This is a genomic window from Nocardioides alcanivorans (assembly GCF_021555175.1).
GTDB classification, from domain to species: Bacteria; Actinomycetota; Actinomycetes; order Propionibacteriales; family Nocardioidaceae; genus Nocardioides; species Nocardioides alcanivorans.
Genome location: NZ_JAKGRW010000019.1, coordinates 367,138 through 384,989, shown reverse-complemented (window position 1 = coordinate 384,989; position 17,852 = coordinate 367,138). Strand labels below are relative to the sequence as shown.

The 17,852-nt window shown below is 67.7% G+C and carries 15 protein-coding genes and 2 pseudogenes; 13 read left to right on the top strand and 4 right to left on the bottom strand.

The features are described from left to right. Positions 1 to 74: 74 nt before the first annotated feature. The 4 genes from L1066_RS12290 to L1066_RS12270 all read left to right on the top strand — a co-directional run bounded on the left by L1066_RS12290 (position 75) and on the right by L1066_RS12270 (position 5,972). Positions 75 to 773, top strand: coding sequence for a response regulator (locus tag L1066_RS12290; RefSeq protein WP_235736591.1), 699 nt, complete (start codon positions 75 to 77; stop codon positions 771 to 773). Between the two features lie 234 nt (positions 774 to 1,007). After that, entirely contained in the window at positions 1,008 to 3,410 is a 2,403-nt protein-coding gene (locus L1066_RS27725) for an SdrD B-like domain-containing protein (protein WP_376707670.1), read from the top strand. 26 nt (positions 3,411 to 3,436) lie between these two features. Then, positions 3,437 to 5,314 carry an SdrD B-like domain-containing protein gene (locus L1066_RS28600; RefSeq protein WP_376707669.1) on the top strand — a complete coding sequence of 626 codons (1,878 nt, stop codon included), beginning with the start codon at positions 3,437 to 3,439 and terminating at the stop codon, positions 5,312 to 5,314. 406 nt (positions 5,315 to 5,720) lie between these two features. Beyond that, entirely contained in the window at positions 5,721 to 5,972 is a 252-nt protein-coding gene (locus L1066_RS12270) for an LPXTG cell wall anchor domain-containing protein (protein ID WP_235736590.1), read from the top strand. Positions 5,973 to 6,131: 159 nt separating this feature from the next. Here L1066_RS12270 and cysC read toward each other — a convergent pair whose 3' ends face one another. After that, complete coding sequence (gene cysC, locus L1066_RS12265; protein WP_235736589.1) at positions 6,132 to 7,325, bottom strand: adenylyl-sulfate kinase; 1,194 nt, start codon at positions 7,323 to 7,325, stop codon at positions 6,132 to 6,134. Between cysC and L1066_RS12255 the strand changes: the two are divergent. From L1066_RS12255 to L1066_RS12240, 4 genes and pseudogenes are all read left to right on the top strand, one after another. After that, positions 7,302 to 8,428: pseudogene (locus L1066_RS12255) on the top strand (asparaginase). The gene cysC and the pseudogene L1066_RS12255 overlap by 24 nt on opposite strands. Before the next feature lie 57 nt (positions 8,429 to 8,485). Continuing rightward, positions 8,486 to 8,872 (top strand): helix-turn-helix domain-containing protein, encoded by a 387-nt coding sequence (locus L1066_RS12250; protein WP_235736587.1) that lies wholly within the window; start codon positions 8,486 to 8,488, stop codon positions 8,870 to 8,872. Positions 8,873 to 8,946: 74 nt separating this feature from the next. After that, positions 8,947 to 9,672, top strand: a complete 726-nt coding sequence (locus L1066_RS12245) for a hypothetical protein (protein ID WP_235736586.1) — start codon at positions 8,947 to 8,949, stop codon at positions 9,670 to 9,672. A gap of 162 nt (positions 9,673 to 9,834) precedes the next feature. Further along, a complete protein-coding gene (locus L1066_RS12240; RefSeq protein ID WP_235736585.1) occupies positions 9,835 to 10,128 on the top strand; it encodes a DUF2516 family protein in 294 nt (97 codons plus the stop codon). 106 nt (positions 10,129 to 10,234) lie between these two features. Here the strand turns inward: L1066_RS12240 and rfbB are convergent, their stop codons facing one another. Continuing rightward, positions 10,235 to 11,233: a dTDP-glucose 4,6-dehydratase gene (rfbB, locus tag L1066_RS12235; protein WP_235736584.1), complete on the bottom strand. Its 999-nt coding sequence runs from the start codon at positions 11,231 to 11,233 to the stop codon at positions 10,235 to 10,237. A gap of 72 nt (positions 11,234 to 11,305) precedes the next feature. Between rfbB and rfbA the strand changes: the two genes are divergently transcribed. Further along, positions 11,306 to 12,202 (top strand): glucose-1-phosphate thymidylyltransferase RfbA, encoded by an 897-nt coding sequence (rfbA, locus tag L1066_RS12230; protein WP_235736583.1) that lies wholly within the window; start codon positions 11,306 to 11,308, stop codon positions 12,200 to 12,202. Positions 12,203 to 12,210: 8 nt separating this feature from the next. Here the strand turns inward: rfbA and L1066_RS12225 are convergent, their stop codons facing one another. Next, positions 12,211 to 13,371, bottom strand: a complete 1,161-nt coding sequence (locus L1066_RS12225; RefSeq protein WP_235736582.1) for an LCP family protein — start codon at positions 13,369 to 13,371, stop codon at positions 12,211 to 12,213. A 104-nt stretch (positions 13,372 to 13,475) separates the two neighbouring features. Further along, complete coding sequence (gene galE / locus L1066_RS12220; RefSeq protein ID WP_235736581.1) at positions 13,476 to 14,453, bottom strand: UDP-glucose 4-epimerase GalE; 978 nt, start codon at positions 14,451 to 14,453, stop codon at positions 13,476 to 13,478. Positions 14,454 to 14,602: 149 nt separating this feature from the next. On the opposite strand from galE, the gene L1066_RS12215 reads away from it, so the two are divergent. From L1066_RS12215 to L1066_RS12195, 4 genes and pseudogenes are all read left to right on the top strand, one after another. Then, entirely contained in the window at positions 14,603 to 15,388 is a 786-nt protein-coding gene (locus L1066_RS12215) for an N-acetylmuramoyl-L-alanine amidase family protein (protein ID WP_235736580.1), read from the top strand. Positions 15,389 to 15,408: 20 nt separating this feature from the next. Beyond that, positions 15,409 to 16,322 (top strand): annotated as a pseudogene (locus L1066_RS28595) (alpha/beta hydrolase). A gap of 97 nt (positions 16,323 to 16,419) precedes the next feature. Continuing rightward, complete coding sequence (locus L1066_RS12200; protein WP_235736578.1) at positions 16,420 to 17,022, top strand: hypothetical protein; 603 nt, start codon at positions 16,420 to 16,422, stop codon at positions 17,020 to 17,022. 195 nt (positions 17,023 to 17,217) lie between these two features. Next, positions 17,218 to 17,823 carry a hypothetical protein gene (locus L1066_RS12195; protein WP_235736577.1) on the top strand — a complete coding sequence of 202 codons (606 nt, stop codon included), beginning with the start codon at positions 17,218 to 17,220 and terminating at the stop codon, positions 17,821 to 17,823. Positions 17,824 to 17,852: the final 29 nt, after the last annotated feature.

Below are 17,852 nucleotides of genomic sequence, written 5' to 3'. Positions count from 1 at the left end.
GCACCAAACGTGGGCTCGCCCGCTTGCTTGTTTCCTACCGTCGCGACGACAGCATTGGCGGCAGGAGGGGTTCGGTGGAAACCGAGCGGGCGAACCGCGCGGGTGCTCCGTTCGCGTGGCGGATCGCCGTGGTCGAGGACCATCGGCTGCAGCGACAGGCACTGGTGTCGCTCCTGGAACGCCAACCCAACATCCGGGTGGTGTTGCAGTGCGAGACGTTCCCCCTGTTCCTGCGCTGGCTCGAGCGCACGCCTCCGTCCGGCCACCCGCACCTGGTCGTGCTCGATCTCCAGGCCGATCGCGGTCCGAGTGCCAGTCCACCGGCAGTGCGCGAGCTGATCCGCAGCGGCATGCGGGTGTTGGTGCTCTCCGCGATGGGTTCACCCACCCAGGTGCGCGCGATGCTCGCCGCCGGGGTGACCGGCGTGCTCGGCAAGCGTGACTCCGAGGAGGACATCGTCGGCGCGTTGTGGGCGGTGCTGGCCAACGGTGTCTGGCGGACCCCGGAACTCGAGGCAGTGATCTCGCCGCGGCAGGAACGACCGGAGCTCAGCGAGCAGGAGAGCAGGGCCCTCGCCCTCTACGCGGCGGGGCACACCCTCGATGCGGTCGCGTCCCAGCTCGGCGTACGTCGCGGAACCGCGAAGAAGTACATCAGCAGGGTGAAGGCCAAGTACGCCGCCGTGGGACGTCCGGCCCGGACGAAGGTGGAGCTCAACCGAGTGGCCAGGCAGGACGGCTTGCTGCGTGACCTCGGCGAGGGTGGCGTCTGACCCCCAACGGGCGTCGGGTCCCCGATCCACTGACCCCCATAAGGGGGTCAATCGGTGTATTGGGCACTGATTCCGCAGACAGGGTCTTCTGCCGTTCCTAGTCTCCCCCGTGACATGGGGACGGGTCTCGCGCGCGTTCCGCTGCAACACGACACCTCGGGCTCGGTTCCGAGGAGACAGGAGACGGGCGTGGAACGCAAACGGCATCCAGCAAGGCGGGGGAGGGGCGGCCCGATGCGAACATCGCCCTGGGCAGCCTCCGTCGCCGCGATCGCGGTGACCGCAGGAGGTCTCACCGCACTTGGTGTGACGACTCCCGCAGCCGCGGCCCCCGGTGACGGCACCGTGACCATTCGCGTCGTCCAGGACTACAACGGCAACGGCACGTGGGACGACCCGTTCGTCGAGCCCGGCCTCGCCGGCGCGGCCGTCCGGGTCACCAGTGAGTCCGGCACGACCGAAGTGCTCACGACAGGAGCCGACGGCACGATCACCGTGGTCGGTGCTCCCGGCAGCTACCGGATCGAGGTCGACAACCCCGACCAGGCGATCCTCAGCCCGGCACCGGCCTGGGCGACCCCGACGCCTGCCACCGCTCGCCCGGGCAACGCGCTGTCCTCCAACGACGAGTTCGTCACCGTGGGTGCCGACCAGACCGTCGAGGTCACGACCGCTTTCTGGGACATTCGCGACTACTGCAACTCCAACCCGCTGATCGTGACGGCCTGCCAGCCGGCGATGTTCAACTCCGCGGGTCGCACCAACGACAATGCCGCCAACGACACCCTCGTGACGGCGCCCTACCGCGCCGAGGGCACGGATGTCGCCAAGACCACCTTGGCGACGAAGGCTGACACCGGCGCCCTCTACGGCATCGGCGTTCGCAAGCAGGACAAGCGGGTCTTCGCCGGTGCCTTCGCCAAGCGGGGCAGCGACTACGGCCCCGACGGCCCCGGCGCGATCTATGTGAGTGACGCGACCGGTGGCGGCACGACCCTGTGGGGCACGGTGCCCAACGTCGGGTCCACCCCGCACACCTATGACGAGCTGCCCGGCGGCCGCACCGACTGGAACTTCGCTTCCGCCGTCGGCAAGGAGAGCCTCGGTGACCTCGACGTCAGCGAGGACGGCAACGACCTCCAGGTGATCAACCTGTTCACCCGCGAGCTCTACGTGTACGACGCCAGCGAGGCGACCATGGGTGCCCCCACCCACGTGGTCGACCTGTCCGCGAACCCTGGCTGCACCACGGCTGACGACTGGCGGCCCGCTGCGCTCGGTGAGCGCAACGGCGTCCTCTACGTCGGCGGCGTGTGCTCGGCCGAGTCCACCCAGGTGCCTGCCGACATGAAGGCGATCGTCCTGACGTTCGACGCCGACACCTACGAGCCCCTCGACATGGTCATGGACCAGAGCCTCAGCACTCGTCGCGAGTACAACGGCGCTGCCTGTGCCGGGCGCGACATGACGACGTACCGCCCGTGGAACGACGAGGGCATCACCTGCTCCAACAAGTCGGGTCAGATCCCGGACCCGCAGGCGTGGATGACCGACATCGTGGTCGAGAACAACGGCGACCTGATCGTCGGCTTCCGCGACCGCACCGGTGACCAGCAGATGGGCATCAACTCCCAGTACTTCGCCGACACCACTGGCACGGGCGGCCCGATGGTCGGCCAGGTCAACTACAACGTCACCGGTGACATCAACAAGGCCTGCCAGGACGACGACGGCATGTTCGTGCTGGACATGAACGGCGCCTGTGGCATCGACCCCGTGCCTGCGGGAGACGTCGCCGATGAGTTCTTCGAGGGTGACGGCACGGTGCACGCGGAGGCGTCGTTCGGTGGCCTCGCGCTGAGCCGTGGCGAGCGTGGCGTGGCGACCAACATCATGGACCCGAACGGGATCTTCACGCAGGGCTACTCCAGCATCTCCCGGGCCACCGGCGGCTCGCTGCAGACCGTCGGCAACGGAGCGTCGGGCGACCCGGACGAGGTGGACACCGGCAGCGGTGGCAACACCGGGAACCGGCTCACGGGGTCTGACGACTTCGGCAAGGGCCAGGGCATGGCCGACATGGAGGTCCTCTGCGACCTCGCGCCGATCCAGATCGGCAACCGGGTCTGGATCGACACTGACGGCAACGGTGTGCAGGACGCCGGTGAGGAGCCCGTCGAGGGCGTCACCGTCAACCTGTACCACCCCGACGGCACGCCGGTGATGATGAAGGACGCGGACGGCAACGACGTCCAGGTCTCCACCGTCACCAACGCGCAGGGCGAGTACTACTTCGACTCCCGCTACCACGGCATCGACTTCAACACCGACTACGTGATCCGTCTCGACAACCCCGACGACTACGCCGCGGGTGGTCCGCTCGACAGCGCCGTGGTCAGCCTGACCGGCACTGACGCGGGTGACAACGACCGACTCGACTCCGACGGAGCAACGGTCGACGGCTTCCCCAGATCGAGGTCACCACGGGCAACCGCGGCCAGAACGACCACACGCTGGACTTCGGCTTCGCGCCGCTTCCGCCGGCGTCGGTCTCGGTCGGCGACTTCGTCTGGGTCGACACGAACGGTGACGGCACCCAGGACTCCGGCGAGCCGGGCATCGCGGGGGTCGAGCTGACCCTCACCGGTCCCGACGGCAACCCGGTGCTCGACGTCAACGGCGACCCCGTGGGTCCGGTGACCACGGATGCCGACGGCAAGTACTCGTTCGACAACCTGCCGCCGCTGCCTGCCGGTGAGTCCTACACGGTGAGCATCGACAAGGACTCGGCGACCAACCAGACCGTGCTGGCGCCGTACCTGCCCACCGTGGCGGGCGACGGCAGCGACCCGGCCAACGACTCGTCGACGTGGACGGCCACCTCCGGTGACCTCGTCAACGACGGCGACCGCGACGCGACGCTCGACTTCGGGTTCGTGGCGAAGTCCGTCTCGGTCGGTGACCTGGTCTGGATGGACGGGGACAACAACGGGGTTCAGGACGCCGGCGAATCCGGCATCCCCGGTGTGGTGCTGGTGCTGACCGGTCCGGACGGCGACCCGGTGACCGACGTGTTCGGCAACCCGGTCGGCCCGGTCACGACGGATGCGGACGGCAAGTACTCGTTCGACAACCTGCCGCCGCTGCCTGCCGGTGAGTCCTACACGGTGAGCATCGACAAGGACGCCTCGGCGGACGCGTTGAAGGGGCTCTACCCGACCAAGACGGGTGAGGGCACGCCGGGCACCGACTCCTCCAGGGACTCGGCCACCTCGGGTGACCTCACCGAGGACGGCGACCGGGACGACACGCTCGACTTCGGGTTCTCGCCCATCGGATCCGAGAACGGCACCGTGTGGGTCGACCTCGACAAGGATGGCGAAGTCGACGGCAAGGAGCCCCGTCTCGGTGGCGTCGTCGTGGTCCTGACCGGACCTGACGGCCTGCCGGTGACCGACATCGACGGCAACCCGGTCGGCCCGGTCACCACCGGTCCGAACGGCGAGTACTCGTTCGACAACCTGCCGGTGCTGCCGGCCGGCCAGTCCTACCAGGTCAGCATCGACGCCGCGGCGTCGAAGGATGCCCTGAAGGGCTACCTGGTCGGTCCGACGGATCCGCTGAACCCGTTCGACTTCGCCTTCGTGCCGGTTGCCAAGCCGCTGCCGAAGGTCAAGCTGAAGACGAACGCGACCAAGAAGAAGGTCGTCGCCAAGGTCAACGCCAACGGTTCGCTGGCGCCGGTGGTCCTCAAGGACCGCGTGACCGTGCGCAAGCTGAAGGGGAAGGGCACGGCCACGGCCACGCTCTACGGCCCGGCCGTCAAGCGGAGCAAGAACATGTGCAAGCCGGGCAAGCAGGTCGGCACGGTCAAGTTCACGGTCCGCAACGGCAAGACCACCTCTCCGGGAGTGACCGTGCGCAAGCCGGGCGTCTACACCTGGGTCGTCTCGATCAAGGGTGACTCCGGTCAGACCGCGAAGCACAAGTGCGGGGTGAAGGCGGAGAGCACGAAGGTGGTGCGTCCTGCCTACGGACCGATCGACATCGAGACCGGTGTCAAGAAGGCCGGCTCGGCTGCTCGCCTGGCTCCGGGGAGCACCGTCGGTGCTACTGCGATCGGCATGAAGTCCGCACTGGTGACCGTCGGAATCCGTGGGCGCCAGATGGTGATCCCGACCGGCGCGAACCAGGCCGGCTGGCTGAACCGCTCAGCCGCGCCGGGTGAGGTGCTCGGCACCACCGTCGTGGCCGCGCACGTCTCCGACAACCGCGACACCCCGATGGCCTTCTGGAAGCTCAAGAACCTGCGGAAGGGCAAGATCGTCACCATCAAGAGTGACGGCAAGACCTACCGCTACAAGGTGAAGGCCACCGCGAAGTTCTCGCGGGACCGCGGCCCGGGCATTCCGAAGCGCTTCTTCAAGACCACCGGCAAGAACCGGCTGGTCCTGGTCACCTGCACCGACAAGGTGACCCGTCCCAACGGCAGCTTCCACTACACCAACAACCTCGTGGTGACTGCCAAGCGCATCAAATGAGCTGTGCGGGGGCCGGTCCTCGACCTGCCCCCGCACCCTCCCTGACCGACGGTGACCGAGCTCCGTCGGGGGACGGCCGCCCTCCACAGTCCGTGGGGGTGGCCTGTTCCCATTTCCGCCAACCTTCAGTCAGATGCGGCGAACCTGCACGTAGGTCGTGGAGGTGAGTGGCGACGTACGTCCAGCGCAGTTCGCGCTCTCGACCCCCGATCGGGGGCCAATTCGTGGGTTTTCCTGCCGATCGCGGTCTGCGCGGCGCACCGCGCGTCTAGCGTTCCGCGTGGGGATCCGGAGCACTTCCGGAGCGGGGCCGGTCATCAGATCGCCGATGGCCCGGGACTCCACAACGTCGGTTGCCGGCTCGGGCACGCACGCATGACGTTCTGATCCGATGACTGATTGCGAGATGGACGATGAGACGGAAGATTCGGCGCGCTGCGGGGAGGGCTGGCCCTGCTCGGTCGAGGACGATGTCGAGGTCATGGTCGTTGCAGGCAAGGACTCCCGCGAGCAGTCTCCCCAGGACGATCACGACGGGTTGCCCAACACCGGTGGCCCCTTCATGGCGATGTTGGCGGCGCTGGCCCTGGCGCTCCTGCTTTCTGGTGGCGTGCTGCTGGTCACCGCCCGCGGACGTCGGAATGCCGAGGTGGGCTGAACCCACCTACCCCTACGTGCACTGACCGGCTGGTCTGACCACATCAACTGCCTGTCGGTGCGCCATGGCTCCTACCGGGTGGTGCGCGCCACCCCAGGAGTCATCAGACGGTCGGCCCGAGGCTCCTCCCCCTAAGCCCGGGCCGGCCGTCTGCCGTTGCTACAGGTCGAGCAGACCCCGCTCGCGCAGGGCGGAGAGCACGTCGTCGAGAGCCTCCTCGATGGTGCGGCCGGTGGTGTCGACACGTACGGCGGCGTCCTCGGGGACCTCATAGGGCGACGAGATCCCGGTGAACTCAGGGATCTCACCGGCGCGTGCCTTGGCGTAGAGGCCCTTGCGGTCACGGCGCTCGCACTCCTCGAGGGGAGTGGCGACATGGACGAGGAAGAACTCGGCGCCAGCCTCCTCGACGAATTCGCGCACCTGCTGGCGGGTCTCGTCGAAGGGGGCGATGGGGGAGCAGATGGCCAGGCCGCCGTGCCGGGCGATCTCGGCCGCGACCCAGCCGATCCGGCGGATGTTGGTCTCGCGGTCGGCCTTGCTGAACGTCAGCCCGGCCGAGAGGTTGCGGCGTACGACGTCTCCGTCGAGGCTGGTCACCGTGCGGTGGCCCTGCTCGAGCACCTTGTCCTGGAGGGCGCGGGCGAGTGTCGACTTGCCGGAGCCGGAGAGGCCGGTGAAGAAGAGCACGAGGCCGCGCTGGTGTTGCTCCGGCTGCTCGAAGTCGAGGATGTCGGCGATGGCCTCGGGGTACTCGTCGGAGTCGGTCTCCGGCAGCGCTAGCACCGGGTCTCCGGCTGAGTAGTTGTAGATCACCTGACCACCCAGCAGGTGGTCGATCTTCGGGTCGCGGTGCGAGGCCAGCGGTACGGCGACCACCGACGCATCGTCGAGAAGGTCGGCTGCGGCCAGGGTGGCGCGGACCAGGCCGACCGCGGAGAGGCCTTCGGGGGTGCCGGCGCCGGTCAGGGCGATGAGTACGACGGGCCCGTCGACCGCTTGCAGCACCTCGAGGTCGTCGACCGTGAGCGGGCCGCTGACCGGCACGAACGTCGCGCCGCTGTGGCGCTCACGAACCTCGCCCGGGGCGAGATGGAGTCGGCGGAACGGACCGTACTGCGCGTGCGTCAGTGCGACCACCGAGCCGTCTGCGTGCAGGCGTGCCAGCGGCAGGCCCTCGGGGTCGACCAGCTCGACCACATCGGCACCGCGCAGGTCGGTGGGCAGGTTGAGGCGCACTGGCGAGCCGGGTTCGTTGAAAGCGGTCAGCGGACGGAAGGCCCCAGTGGTGAGCAGCTCGAGGTCATCGAGCTCGCGCGGACTGGGGCAATGCTGCGGGAAGGAGTCGGCCACGGGGCCATCTTGCCAGCGCGGGTGCTCTCGAGCGACGGGGCCACCTGCTCGGCTCCTTGTCGTGACTTCGCCCGTGCGGGAGATGCCCGGCCCTTCGGTCAATGCGCGCACAATGGCGGCATGGATCACGGCAAGAGACATGAAGTGTTGGTCGAGTTGGTCAGGTCCGGCATCGTCGAGGGGTGCCACCGCGGCACCGTCGTGGCGACGGACGCAGACGGGCAGTTGGCGTGGGCGGTCGGGGATCCCGACGCCGTGCTGCTGCCGCGTTCCTGCAACAAGCCGCTGCAGGCTGCGGCCATGGTGCGGCTCGGACTCGACCTGCCCCCGCCCTGCTGGCGCTCGGAGCCGCCTCGCACTCGGGTGAGGCCTTCCACGTCGACGGCGTGCGCGAGATCCTGGCGCTGGCGAAGCTGGACGAGAGCGCACTGCAGAACCCGACGGACTGGCCGCTGGACCGTGAGGAGGAGCGGATCGTCGTGCGGGCCGGCGGCGAGCCGACGCGCTTGCAGATGAACTGCTCCGGCAAGCACGCGGCGATGCTGCTCACCTGCGTGGTCAACGGCTGGTCCGTCACGGATTACCTGGCGCCGGCCCATCCGTTGCAGGTCGCGATCCGCGCGACCTTCGCAGAACTCACCGGCGCCACAGTGGGGCACGACGCCGTCGACGGATGCGGTGCGCCCCTGCTGGGTACGTCGGCACTCGGGTTGGCACGTGCCTTCCGGGCGCTCGTGGTGAGCGATCCGGCGAGTGCTGAGGGACGGGTGGCGGAAGCGATCCGCCAGCACCCGACGTACGTCTCGGGGACGCGGCGCGACGAGGTGCGTTTCTTGCAGGCCTTGCCGGGGGCTGTCGGCAAGTTCGGTGCCGAGGCGTGCCACGTGTTGGCGCTTGCCGACGGGCGGGCGTTCGTGGTGAAGATCGATGACGGTGGTGACCGAGCGCGGCCCATCGCGCTCGCGGCGGCGCTGGCGCGGGCCGGCGTGCTGGAGGAGAGCGGGGTCGACGCGGAAGTGCTCCGGGGCCTGTCCCGAGCGGAGCTGAAGGGCGGTTCCGAGGTGGTCGGGGAGACCCGGCCGAGTGCACACCTGGCAGGGTGACTCGACTCACACCGATTCTGCTTGCTCGTTGCTAACTTTTGTTAGCACACTGGAGGCATGGCAAAGGGAATGGTCGGGAAGACCGTCACATCACTGGGGGACTACCTCAAGGAACAGCGTGTGCAGTCCAAGCTGACCTTGCGGCAACTCTCCGAGAAGGCGGGCGTGTCCAACCCCTATCTCAGCCAGATCGAACGCGGTCTGCGCAAACCCTCTGCCGACGTACTGCAACAGATCGCCAAGGCCCTGCGCATCTCGGCCGAGCAGCTCTATGTCCAGGCCGGCATCCTCAGCCCTGAGGACGGCGTGGGCGGCTCGGTCGAGCTGGCGATCCTGAACGACTCCGGGCTCACGGAGCGCCAGAAGCAGTCACTGCTCGACGTCTACTCCTCCTTCCTCGCCCTCAACCGGGGTGACGAGGACGAGCAGGCCGAGGAGAGCTGACCGGCTCCCGCACCGGACGGCAACGTCCTACCGCCACTCCCTCCATCCCCTCCCCGCAGATCCAGGAGATAGTCATGGCCAAGGCCAAGTTCGACATCAAGACCGAGGCGACCCGCCCGTTCTACGCCACCGTCGGCGCCACCGACCTCGCTCTCGGCGTTGCGGCGCAGACCGTCGCCGACCTGCAGAAGCGTGTGACGTCCTTCGAGTTCGACCCCAAGACGCTGTCGGCCAAGAAGTTCAACGAGCAGGCCCAGGCGTTCGCTGCGGACCGTGCGAAGGAGGCCAAGGAGGCCCAGTCGAGGTTCGAGGCCCGGGTGAAGGACCTGCGCTTCGAGGCCACGGATGCTCCGGCGAAGTTCAAGGACGCGCAGAGCGCGTTCGAGTCCAAGCTCGCCGAGCTCCAGGCCGACGCCCGCGCGCTGCCCGCCAAGGCGCAGAAGGCGCTCAACGAGGCCGTTGCCGAGGCCGCCGAGACCTACATCGAGCTCGTGGAGCGCGGCGAGAAGGCCTTCGAGCTGATTCGCAAGGGTGACTACAAGGTCGCCGCTCGGACCAAGAAGAAGTCGGCTGCGAAGAAGCCGTCGGCGAAGAAGGCTCCGGCCACCAAGAGCACCGCGAAGAAGGCACCCGCCACCAAGGCTGCGGCCAAGAAGGCGCCGGCAAAGAAGGCCCCCGCGAAGAAGGCCCCTGCTGCGAAGAAGGCGCCCGCGAAGAAGGCCCCCGCCGCGAAGCCGGCTCCGACCGCTGCTGTCACGTCGTCTCCGGCCGCCGAGCAGACCACGGCCTCCGAGGCCTGAAGAGATGGCGATCCGCAGCTGAGGTTGTTCTGAGGATCCCAAGTTCAGTGCCGACGGCCCCGACCCTCCACAGGGAGGTCGGGGCCGTCGGCTTTCCGGGGTCGCGGGACAGGCGGCCGACGGAAGGCGGAAGGACAGCCGGGCACCGACTAGGCTTGCGGGGTGTCAGGAATCATCGCCTTCCAGTCCGGCGTGATGCTCATCGTGTTGATCATCGCGCTGGTCGTGAAGACCTATGCCTTGGTCAATGCGCTGCTGTGGTCGGCGCAGCACTACGAGGCAGCCGGCAAACTCACCAAGCCCGCCTGGGTGGCGATCCTCGGTGTCGGATTCGCCGCGCAGATCATCCTCATCGAGGCGTCGCCGCTCAACATCATTCACCTGATCGCCTCCGTTGCCGCGATCGTCTACATCGTCGACGTACGCCCGGCCATGGCCACGCTACGCAGTCGGTAACCTCCTGCCCCTTTTATTCGCTTCGTCGGGCGATCGTCCCTAACAGATTTGTAGTATCCCGGCGGAATCTACAAATCTGTTAGGGACGGCCCCGGCTGGCCGGGGGTCACTGACCGCGACGGGAGTACGCCGACTCGGTGGCAGCCTTGGCGGGTCGCCACCAGGTTTCGTGGTCGCGATACCAGGTGATGGTCTCGGCCAGGCCGGCTTCGAAGTCGGCGAAGGTGGGGCGCCAGCCGAGCTCGGTGCGGAGCTTGGTGGCGTCGATGGCGTAGCGGAGATCGTGACCGGCGCGGTCGGTGACGTGATCGAAGTCGTCCTCGGGGCGACCGAGCAGGCGCAGGATCGTGCGCACCACCTCAAGGTTGTTGCGCTCACCGTCGGCGCCGATCAGGTAGGTCTCCCCGATGCGGCCCTCCTGCAGCACCTTCAGCACCGCGGAGGAGTGATCGCTGGCGTGGATCCAGTCGCGCACGTTCATCCCGGCGCCGTAGAGCTTCGGGCGTCCGCCGTCGAGCACATTGGTGATCTGGCGGGGAATGAACTTCTCCACGTGCTGCCACGGACCGTAGTTGTTGGAGCAGTTCGACAAGGTGGCCGCGACCCCGAAGCTGCGCACCCAAGCTCGCACCAAGTGGTCCGATCCCGCCTTCGATGCCGAGTACGGCGACGAGGGCAGATAGGGAGACTCCTCGGTGAAGCGGATCGGGTCGTGCAGTTCGAGGTCGCCGTACACCTCGTCGGTCGAGACGTGGTGGAAGCGAACGCCGTGCCGTCGGACGGCCTCGAGCAGGGTGAAGGTCCCGACCAGGTTGGTGCGCACGAACGGCGTCGGGTCGTCGAGGGAGTTGTCGTTGTGGGACTCTGCAGCGAAGTGCACGACGGCATCGGCGTCAGCCACCGCCGGTTCGACGTCGGCGGCCTCTGCGACGTCGCCGACCACGAGCTGCACCCGTCCCGCTGGCAGCTCCGCCAACGCCTCGCGTGAGGCGGCATAGGTGAGCTTGTCGAGGACGACCACCTTCGCGTCGGTGTGTGCCACCAGATGGTGCACGAAGTTCGCGCCGATGAACCCGGCTCCTCCGGTCACCACGATCCGTTTCATGCGCCGCACCCTACTGCGACACCGGCGTCTGCGTACCCAAACCCGCGGGCTGCTCGTTGGGTCACCATGACGATGAAGGGGATCATCCTGGCCGGCGGCACCGGCACTCGCCTGCACCCCATCACCCAGGGGATCAGCAAGCAGCTCGTGCCTGTCTACGACAAGCCGATGATCTATTACCCACTCAGCACCCTCATGCTGGCCGGGATCCGTGACATCTTGATCATCAACACCCCCTACGAGGCCGAGGGTTTTCGTCGGCTCCTGGGCAACGGATCGCAGTTCGGCATCTCCATCACCTACGCCGTGCAACCCGCTCCTGATGGACTGCCGCAGGCGTTCCTCATCGGAGCCGACCACATCGGGGACGACAACGTGGCGTTGGTCCTCGGCGACAACCTCTTCCACGGCCGCGGAATGGGCACCCGGCTCCGGCAGTACGCCGACATCGACGGCGCCGCCATCTTCGGCTACTGGGTGGCCGATCCGACGGCGTACGGCGTCGTCGAGTTCGACGCCCACGGCAAGGTGATCTCGCTCGAGGAGAAGCCCGAGCAGCCGAAGAGCAACTACTCGGTGCCCGGCCTCTACTTCTATGACTCGAGCGTCGTCGACCGCGCCGCCGGGCTCAAGCCCTCCGAGCGTGGCGAGCTGGAGATCCTCGACCTCAGTCGCTCCTACCTCGAGGAGGGCAAGCTCAGCGTGCAGGTGCTGCCGCGGGGTACGGCGTGGCTCGACACCGGCACCTTCGACTCACTCAACGACGCTGCCAACTTCGTGCGGACCCTCGAGGGACGCCAGGGCCTGAAGGTCGGAGCACCCGAGGAGGTTGCCTGGCGGATGGGTTTCATCGACGACGAACAACTGGCGCGACTCGGTCGCAACCTCACCAAGAGCGGCTACGGCACCTACCTGCTCTCCCTGCTCGACCGGCAGGCGCAGCACGGTGAACCGGTGCAGTTCGACTGAGCGGCTCCTCAGTCCACGGACTTGGAACTGCCCAGCTCGTCGACCTCGTTGTGGGCATACCAGCTCTCGAACTGGTCGTACTCGATCGCCTCGAACATCTGTCTGGCCTTGCCCATCTGGAGCTGGACGACGCTGGCTCCGTCGATCGTGGCCGAGCCCGAGTTGGGGACGGTGACGAAACGGATCCGGTCGTTGCGCAGGCGTCGGGAGTCGAGGGCTAGGTTGCGGAGCTCGGAGTTGCTCAGGGACTCGTCGACGGCGACGAGTTCGGAGAGCTGATCGGCGAGCTTGCTGATCTTCAGTGGGTTGAGCAGCGTGCCGCGTGAGGCCACTCGGTCGAGGAGGGCCCGCAGGAAGTTCTGCTGGCGGCTGATCCGGTCGAAGTCGCCGCGGGGGAGTTCCTTGCGCTGGCGTGAGTAGAAGAGGGCGTCGACGCCGTTGAGCCGGTGGGTGCCTGCCGACCAGGTGCGGCCCTTGCCGTCGGCGGGGGTCTCCTGGGCGAAGTGGATGTCGACACCACCGACGGTGTCCGTGATGTCGATGAAGCCGCCGAAGTTGACCACGACGACGTGGTCGATGAACACGTCGAAGTTCTTCTCCACCGTCTCGACGGCGAGCTGCGGCCCGCCCCACGAGAAGGCGGCATTGATCTTGGAGCGTCCGTTGCCGGGGATGTCGACGTAGCTGTCGCGGGGGATCGAGACGACCTGTGCCTGCTCGCGTCCGGCCTCGAGGTGCACCAACATCATCGTGTCGCTGCGGAAGGCGCCCTTCTGCCACGCGCCGCTCTCGAGCATCTTGTAGACATCGGGGCCCACCTCACGCTGGTAGTCGAGGTCATCGACCCCGAGCACCAGGATGTTGAGCTGGTCGCCGGGCACCCGGGCCGGACGGTTCTCGACGTCGAGGGGGAAGCGGGTCACCGCATCGATCTGGGAGTTGAGCCACCACAGCCACAGGAGCAGCACGAGCAGCAGACCCAGGACCAGGCCGATCAGCACCGAGAGTGCCTTGTGGTCCCTGATCCATCGCTTGACCCGGCGCCACCGGGTGCGCTTCTTGCGCCGCCGGCGAACCCGCACCGGGATGCCCTCGGCCAGCTTCGGGGATTGCTCCTCCGTCAGCCCACCCTCAGGGAGCTGCCCATCGTCGTTCGACTCGTCGGCCATTGCGTCATCCACCCAACTCCCCACTCCCGCGGGGGAGTCTAGAGCCAAGTGTGACCCGCCGCACTCACCTTCCGCCATCTCGCCGAGAAGGCGGCGTACGTCGTTCAGGCAGGGTAGTCGTCACCCGCAGCCCGCCGCGCGGACCAAGCGCTGGAGACCATCTGCTCGAGCGAGTGCCGCATCTGCCAGTCGAGGTCGCGGGCGGCGAGGTCGCCGGTCGCGACGATCCGGGCCGGATCGCCGGCGCGGCGTGGGTGGATCTCGGGGGTGAAGTCGATGCCGGTGACCGACCTGATCGTGTCCATGATCTCGCGCACCGAACTGCCGTCACCCGAGCCGAGGTTGTAGACGGGCTCGACCTCCTGGCCGGCGTCGAGGCGACGGGCCGCGGCGACGTGGGAGACGGCGAGGTCACTGACGTGCACGTAGTCGCGCACGCAGGTGCCGTCGGGGGTGGGGTAGTCGTCACCGTTGATGCGCGGGGTTCGGCCCTTGTAGAGCATGTCGAACACCAGCGGGAAGAGGTTGTGGGGGCTGGCGTCGAAGAGGCGGTCCTCGCCGCTGCCGACGACGTTGAAGTAACGCAGGCTGGTGTGCAACAGGCCATGGGCGGTGGCGGCGTCACGCAGCAACCACTCACCGATCAGCTTGCTCTCGCCGTAGGGAGACTCCGGACTGGTCGGGGTCTGCTCGGTGACCTGGTCGACGTCGGGGGTGCCGTAGGTGGCGGCGCTGGAGGAGAAGACGAACTTGTCGATGCCCTGCTGCTGCATGGCGCTGAGCAGGGTGAGCATCGCCGTCACGTTCTGCTCGTAGGTGTGGAAGGGACGCTGCACGGAGACACCGGCGTACTTGTACCCGGCGATGTGGATGACCCCGTGCACCTCGTGCTCGCGCAAGGTGGTGGCGACGAGCTCGGCGTCGAGGAGCGTGCCCCGCACGAACGGGACGTCTGCCGGGACGAAGTCGGCGAAACCGGTGGAGAGGTCGTCGAGCACGACTGTGTCCATGTCGGCCCGGCGCAGCGCCTGCACCACGTGGGATCCGATGTATCCAGCGCCTCCGGTGACCAACCAGCTCACGTCGGGGTTCCTTCCGTCGATGTCGTCGGCCCCGGCCCGGGGCAGTCATGATGGTATGGCTTCGGGTCGACGCGGGTGTGCACGGTTCAGCGTCCGCGGTGGTCCCATGTCCTTCCCCGGTCGGGGAGAGCCGCCCCTGGGGAGTGTCGATGCGTTGGTTGCCGGCCCTCGTGCTCCCCCTGGTGGTGCTCGCAGGGTGCAACGGGTCCGGCGACGAGGGGGAGCCGTCGCCGCCGGGGATCCGTGTGAGCCCCGAGCAGCCGCGTGACAGGGCGCCGGCGGTGACGCTGCGGCCCGACGAACCACTGGCCGGCAAGACCGTGGTGCTCGATCCGGGACACCAGCTCGGCAACGGACGTTTCCCCTCGGAGATCAACCGCCTTGTCGACGCGGGCGGGCTGATGAAGCCGTGCAACACGACGGGTACGGCGACCGATGCCGGCTACCCCGAAGCGACCTTCGTCTGGGAGGTGGCCGAGGTGTTGCAGCGGAAGTTGGAGCGGTGGGGAGCCGAAGTGGTGCTCACCCGCGACTCGAACTCGGCCGAGTTGTGGGGACCCTGCGTCGACGAGCGCGGGCGACGTGCCGCCGAGGGTGACCTGCTGGTGTCGATCCACGGCGACGGCAACCTGTCACCCGGTGCGCGCGGCTTCCACGTGATCGCATCGCCTGAGGTCGAGGGCTCCCAGGCGCTGGCCGAGGAGATGCGCGACGGACTGGTCGCGGAGGGGCTGGAGACCTCGACCTACCTCGGCTCCGAGGGACTCGACTCCCGCACTGATCTCGGCACCCTGAACCTTGCCGTTCGCCCGGCCGTCATGGTCGAGCTGGGCAACATGCGCGACCCGCAGGATGCCGCGCTGATGACCTCACCCGAAGGCCGTCAGCGGTACGCCGCTGGATTGCTTCGCGGCATCCGACGTCACCTCCGCTGACGACCCACTATGTTCTTTCCATGACGCTTGACGAGGGCATTGCCGCGATCTTGTCGTTCATGGCCGAGAGCGGTTATCCGAAGGTGCACGAGGGCAGCCCGGAGGATGCGCGCAAGGGCTACCGGGCCATGGCGGAGCTCTCGTTGGTCGACCAAGGCCCGATCCCGTGCGACACCGAGGACGCCACCGTCGCCGGCCGCCCGGCACGCGTCTACCGACCGGTCGAGGGGTCGATGGACGGCGCAGGCCCGCGGCCGACAGTGCTGCACCTCCACGGTGGCGGGTGGGTGATCGGTGACCTCGAGAGCCATGACCAACCCTGCCGGCGCCTGGCGCGCGACACCGGCGCGGTCGTCGTCGCCCTCGACTACCGCCTCGCTCCGGAGCATCCCTTCCCCGCTGCCGTCGAGGACGCACTGGCCGCAGCCCGCGAGATCGCCGCCGACCTCGCGACGTACGGCGGAGGCGATCGGTTTGGCGTCGCCGGCGACAGCGCCGGGGCAACCTCGCCGCGACCGTCGCGCGGGAGGTTCCGGAGGTCGACGCGCAGCTGCTGATCTATCCGTCGGTCGACAAGGCCGGCGACTACGCATCGCGCGCGGAGAACGGGCGGGGTCACCTGCTCGAGACCGAAACGATGGCCTGGTTCACGGAGCACTACGCACGCGACGCCGACCCCACCGATCCACGGCTCTCGCCCCTGCGTGGGGTGCGTCCCGGGTTGCCGCCGGCTGTCGTCGTGACTGCCGGCTTCGACCCGCTGCGCGACGAGGGGCTCGCCTACGTCGCTGCGCTCGAGGAGTGCGGGGTGTCCGTCGAGTCTCTCCACCACCCGTCGCTGATCCACGGGTTCATCGACATGGGAAGATTCAGCCCGGCCGTCGACGCCGCGGTCGCTGACATCAATGCGCGGTTCGCGGCGCTGCTCGCCTGAGTTGGTCCGATCCGCTGTGGCGTGCATCACGGTGGGTTGAGTCGGGGCAGGCATGGGTACGACGGACCGTGACCCACGAACATCTGGAAGGAACCCCATGAATCTCAAGAGCTTCTCGGCCGCCACCGCCACCGGCGTGCTCGCTCTCGGTCTCGTCCTCGGCGCCCCGACCGCCGCCAATGCCAAGGTGAAGGCGAAGGACGCTCCGAGCAAGGCCGACATCGTCAAGGTCTTCCCGGAGCTCAAGGGCGGCACCTTCGCCACTGACAAGACCAAGAAGGTCGGCATCCCCGCCAAGACGTGCGGAACGAACAAGCTGCAGAAGGTGAAGTCGGCCTTCACCAACACCGGTGTGGCGAGCACGGGGACGACGGTGGTCACGGCTGGCGTGTTCGAGTTCAAGTCGGCCGCGCAGGCCAAGGGCGCCATCAAGAAGTACAAGAAGTACGTCAAGAAGTGCAAGAGCTTCACCCTGAGCGGTGTGCCCGTCACCCTGAGCAAGGACAAGGCTCCCAAGGTCGGCCAGGACCGTCTCGCCATGACCGCGGTCACCAACTTCGGTGGCGTGAAGGGCTATGCCTCGTCCGTCATCGTCCGCCACGGCAAGCGCATCGCGTCCGTCGGCGCCAGCAATGACTCGAAGGTCTCCAGCAAGAAGATGAAGAAGATCGCCAAGGTCGTCGCCAAGAAGATGAAGTGACCTCCACGAGGGGCGGGGTGCTGTCGGTTGACAGCACCCCGCCCCTCGGTGCGTCCCAAGGTCGTGGTGGCCGGTCCTTCGCAGCGCTCGCGGCGAAGATGGGGTAACTGTTGGCAGATCCGTGGTGGAAGCCATCGGTCGGTGACAGCGTGGGTGGCGTCGCGAACCGCGCGAACCCATGCGAAAGGCAGACGAATGAACCGCTCCGCTTCCTCGGTCGCTCTCGCCGGTCTGCTCACCGTGGGCCTGGTCCTCGTCTCGGCTCCCAGCGACGCCGCCAAGGTGAAGCCCTCCGACGTACTCAACGAGGCCGACTTCGAGGCGATCTTCTCGGACATGGCAGGTGCGGAGTTCTTCTCCGAGACCGCCAAGAAGATCCACGTCCCCGCGAAGAAGTGCGCGAGGACCAAGAAGGTGAGGGTGAAGTCGGCCCGTTCCTTCGGGGGCTTCGTGATCACCGGAGAGAGTCGTCGCTGGGGAGGCAGCCACGTCGCTGAGTTCAAGTCCGTCGCGGCTGCGAAGAAGTCGTTCAGTGCCTACCAGCGGTTCGCGAGGAAGTGCACGAAGTTCGAGGTGCACGGCGCGACGTACACGCACAAGTCCCGTACGTTGCCCCGGGTCGGCCAGCAACGCGTCGGGTTCACCGAGAAGACCAAGTCCGGTGGCGGGGTCGACCGTGGGGCATCGCTCATGATTCGGCAGGGCAAGCGCATCGCCGTCGTCTCCGTCGGTGGCGCGGGCAAGGTGACCAAGAAGCAGACCAAGAGGCTGGCGAAGATCGCCGCGAAGAAGATGAAATAGCTGTCGCCAGCGCGGATCCGGCCGACATG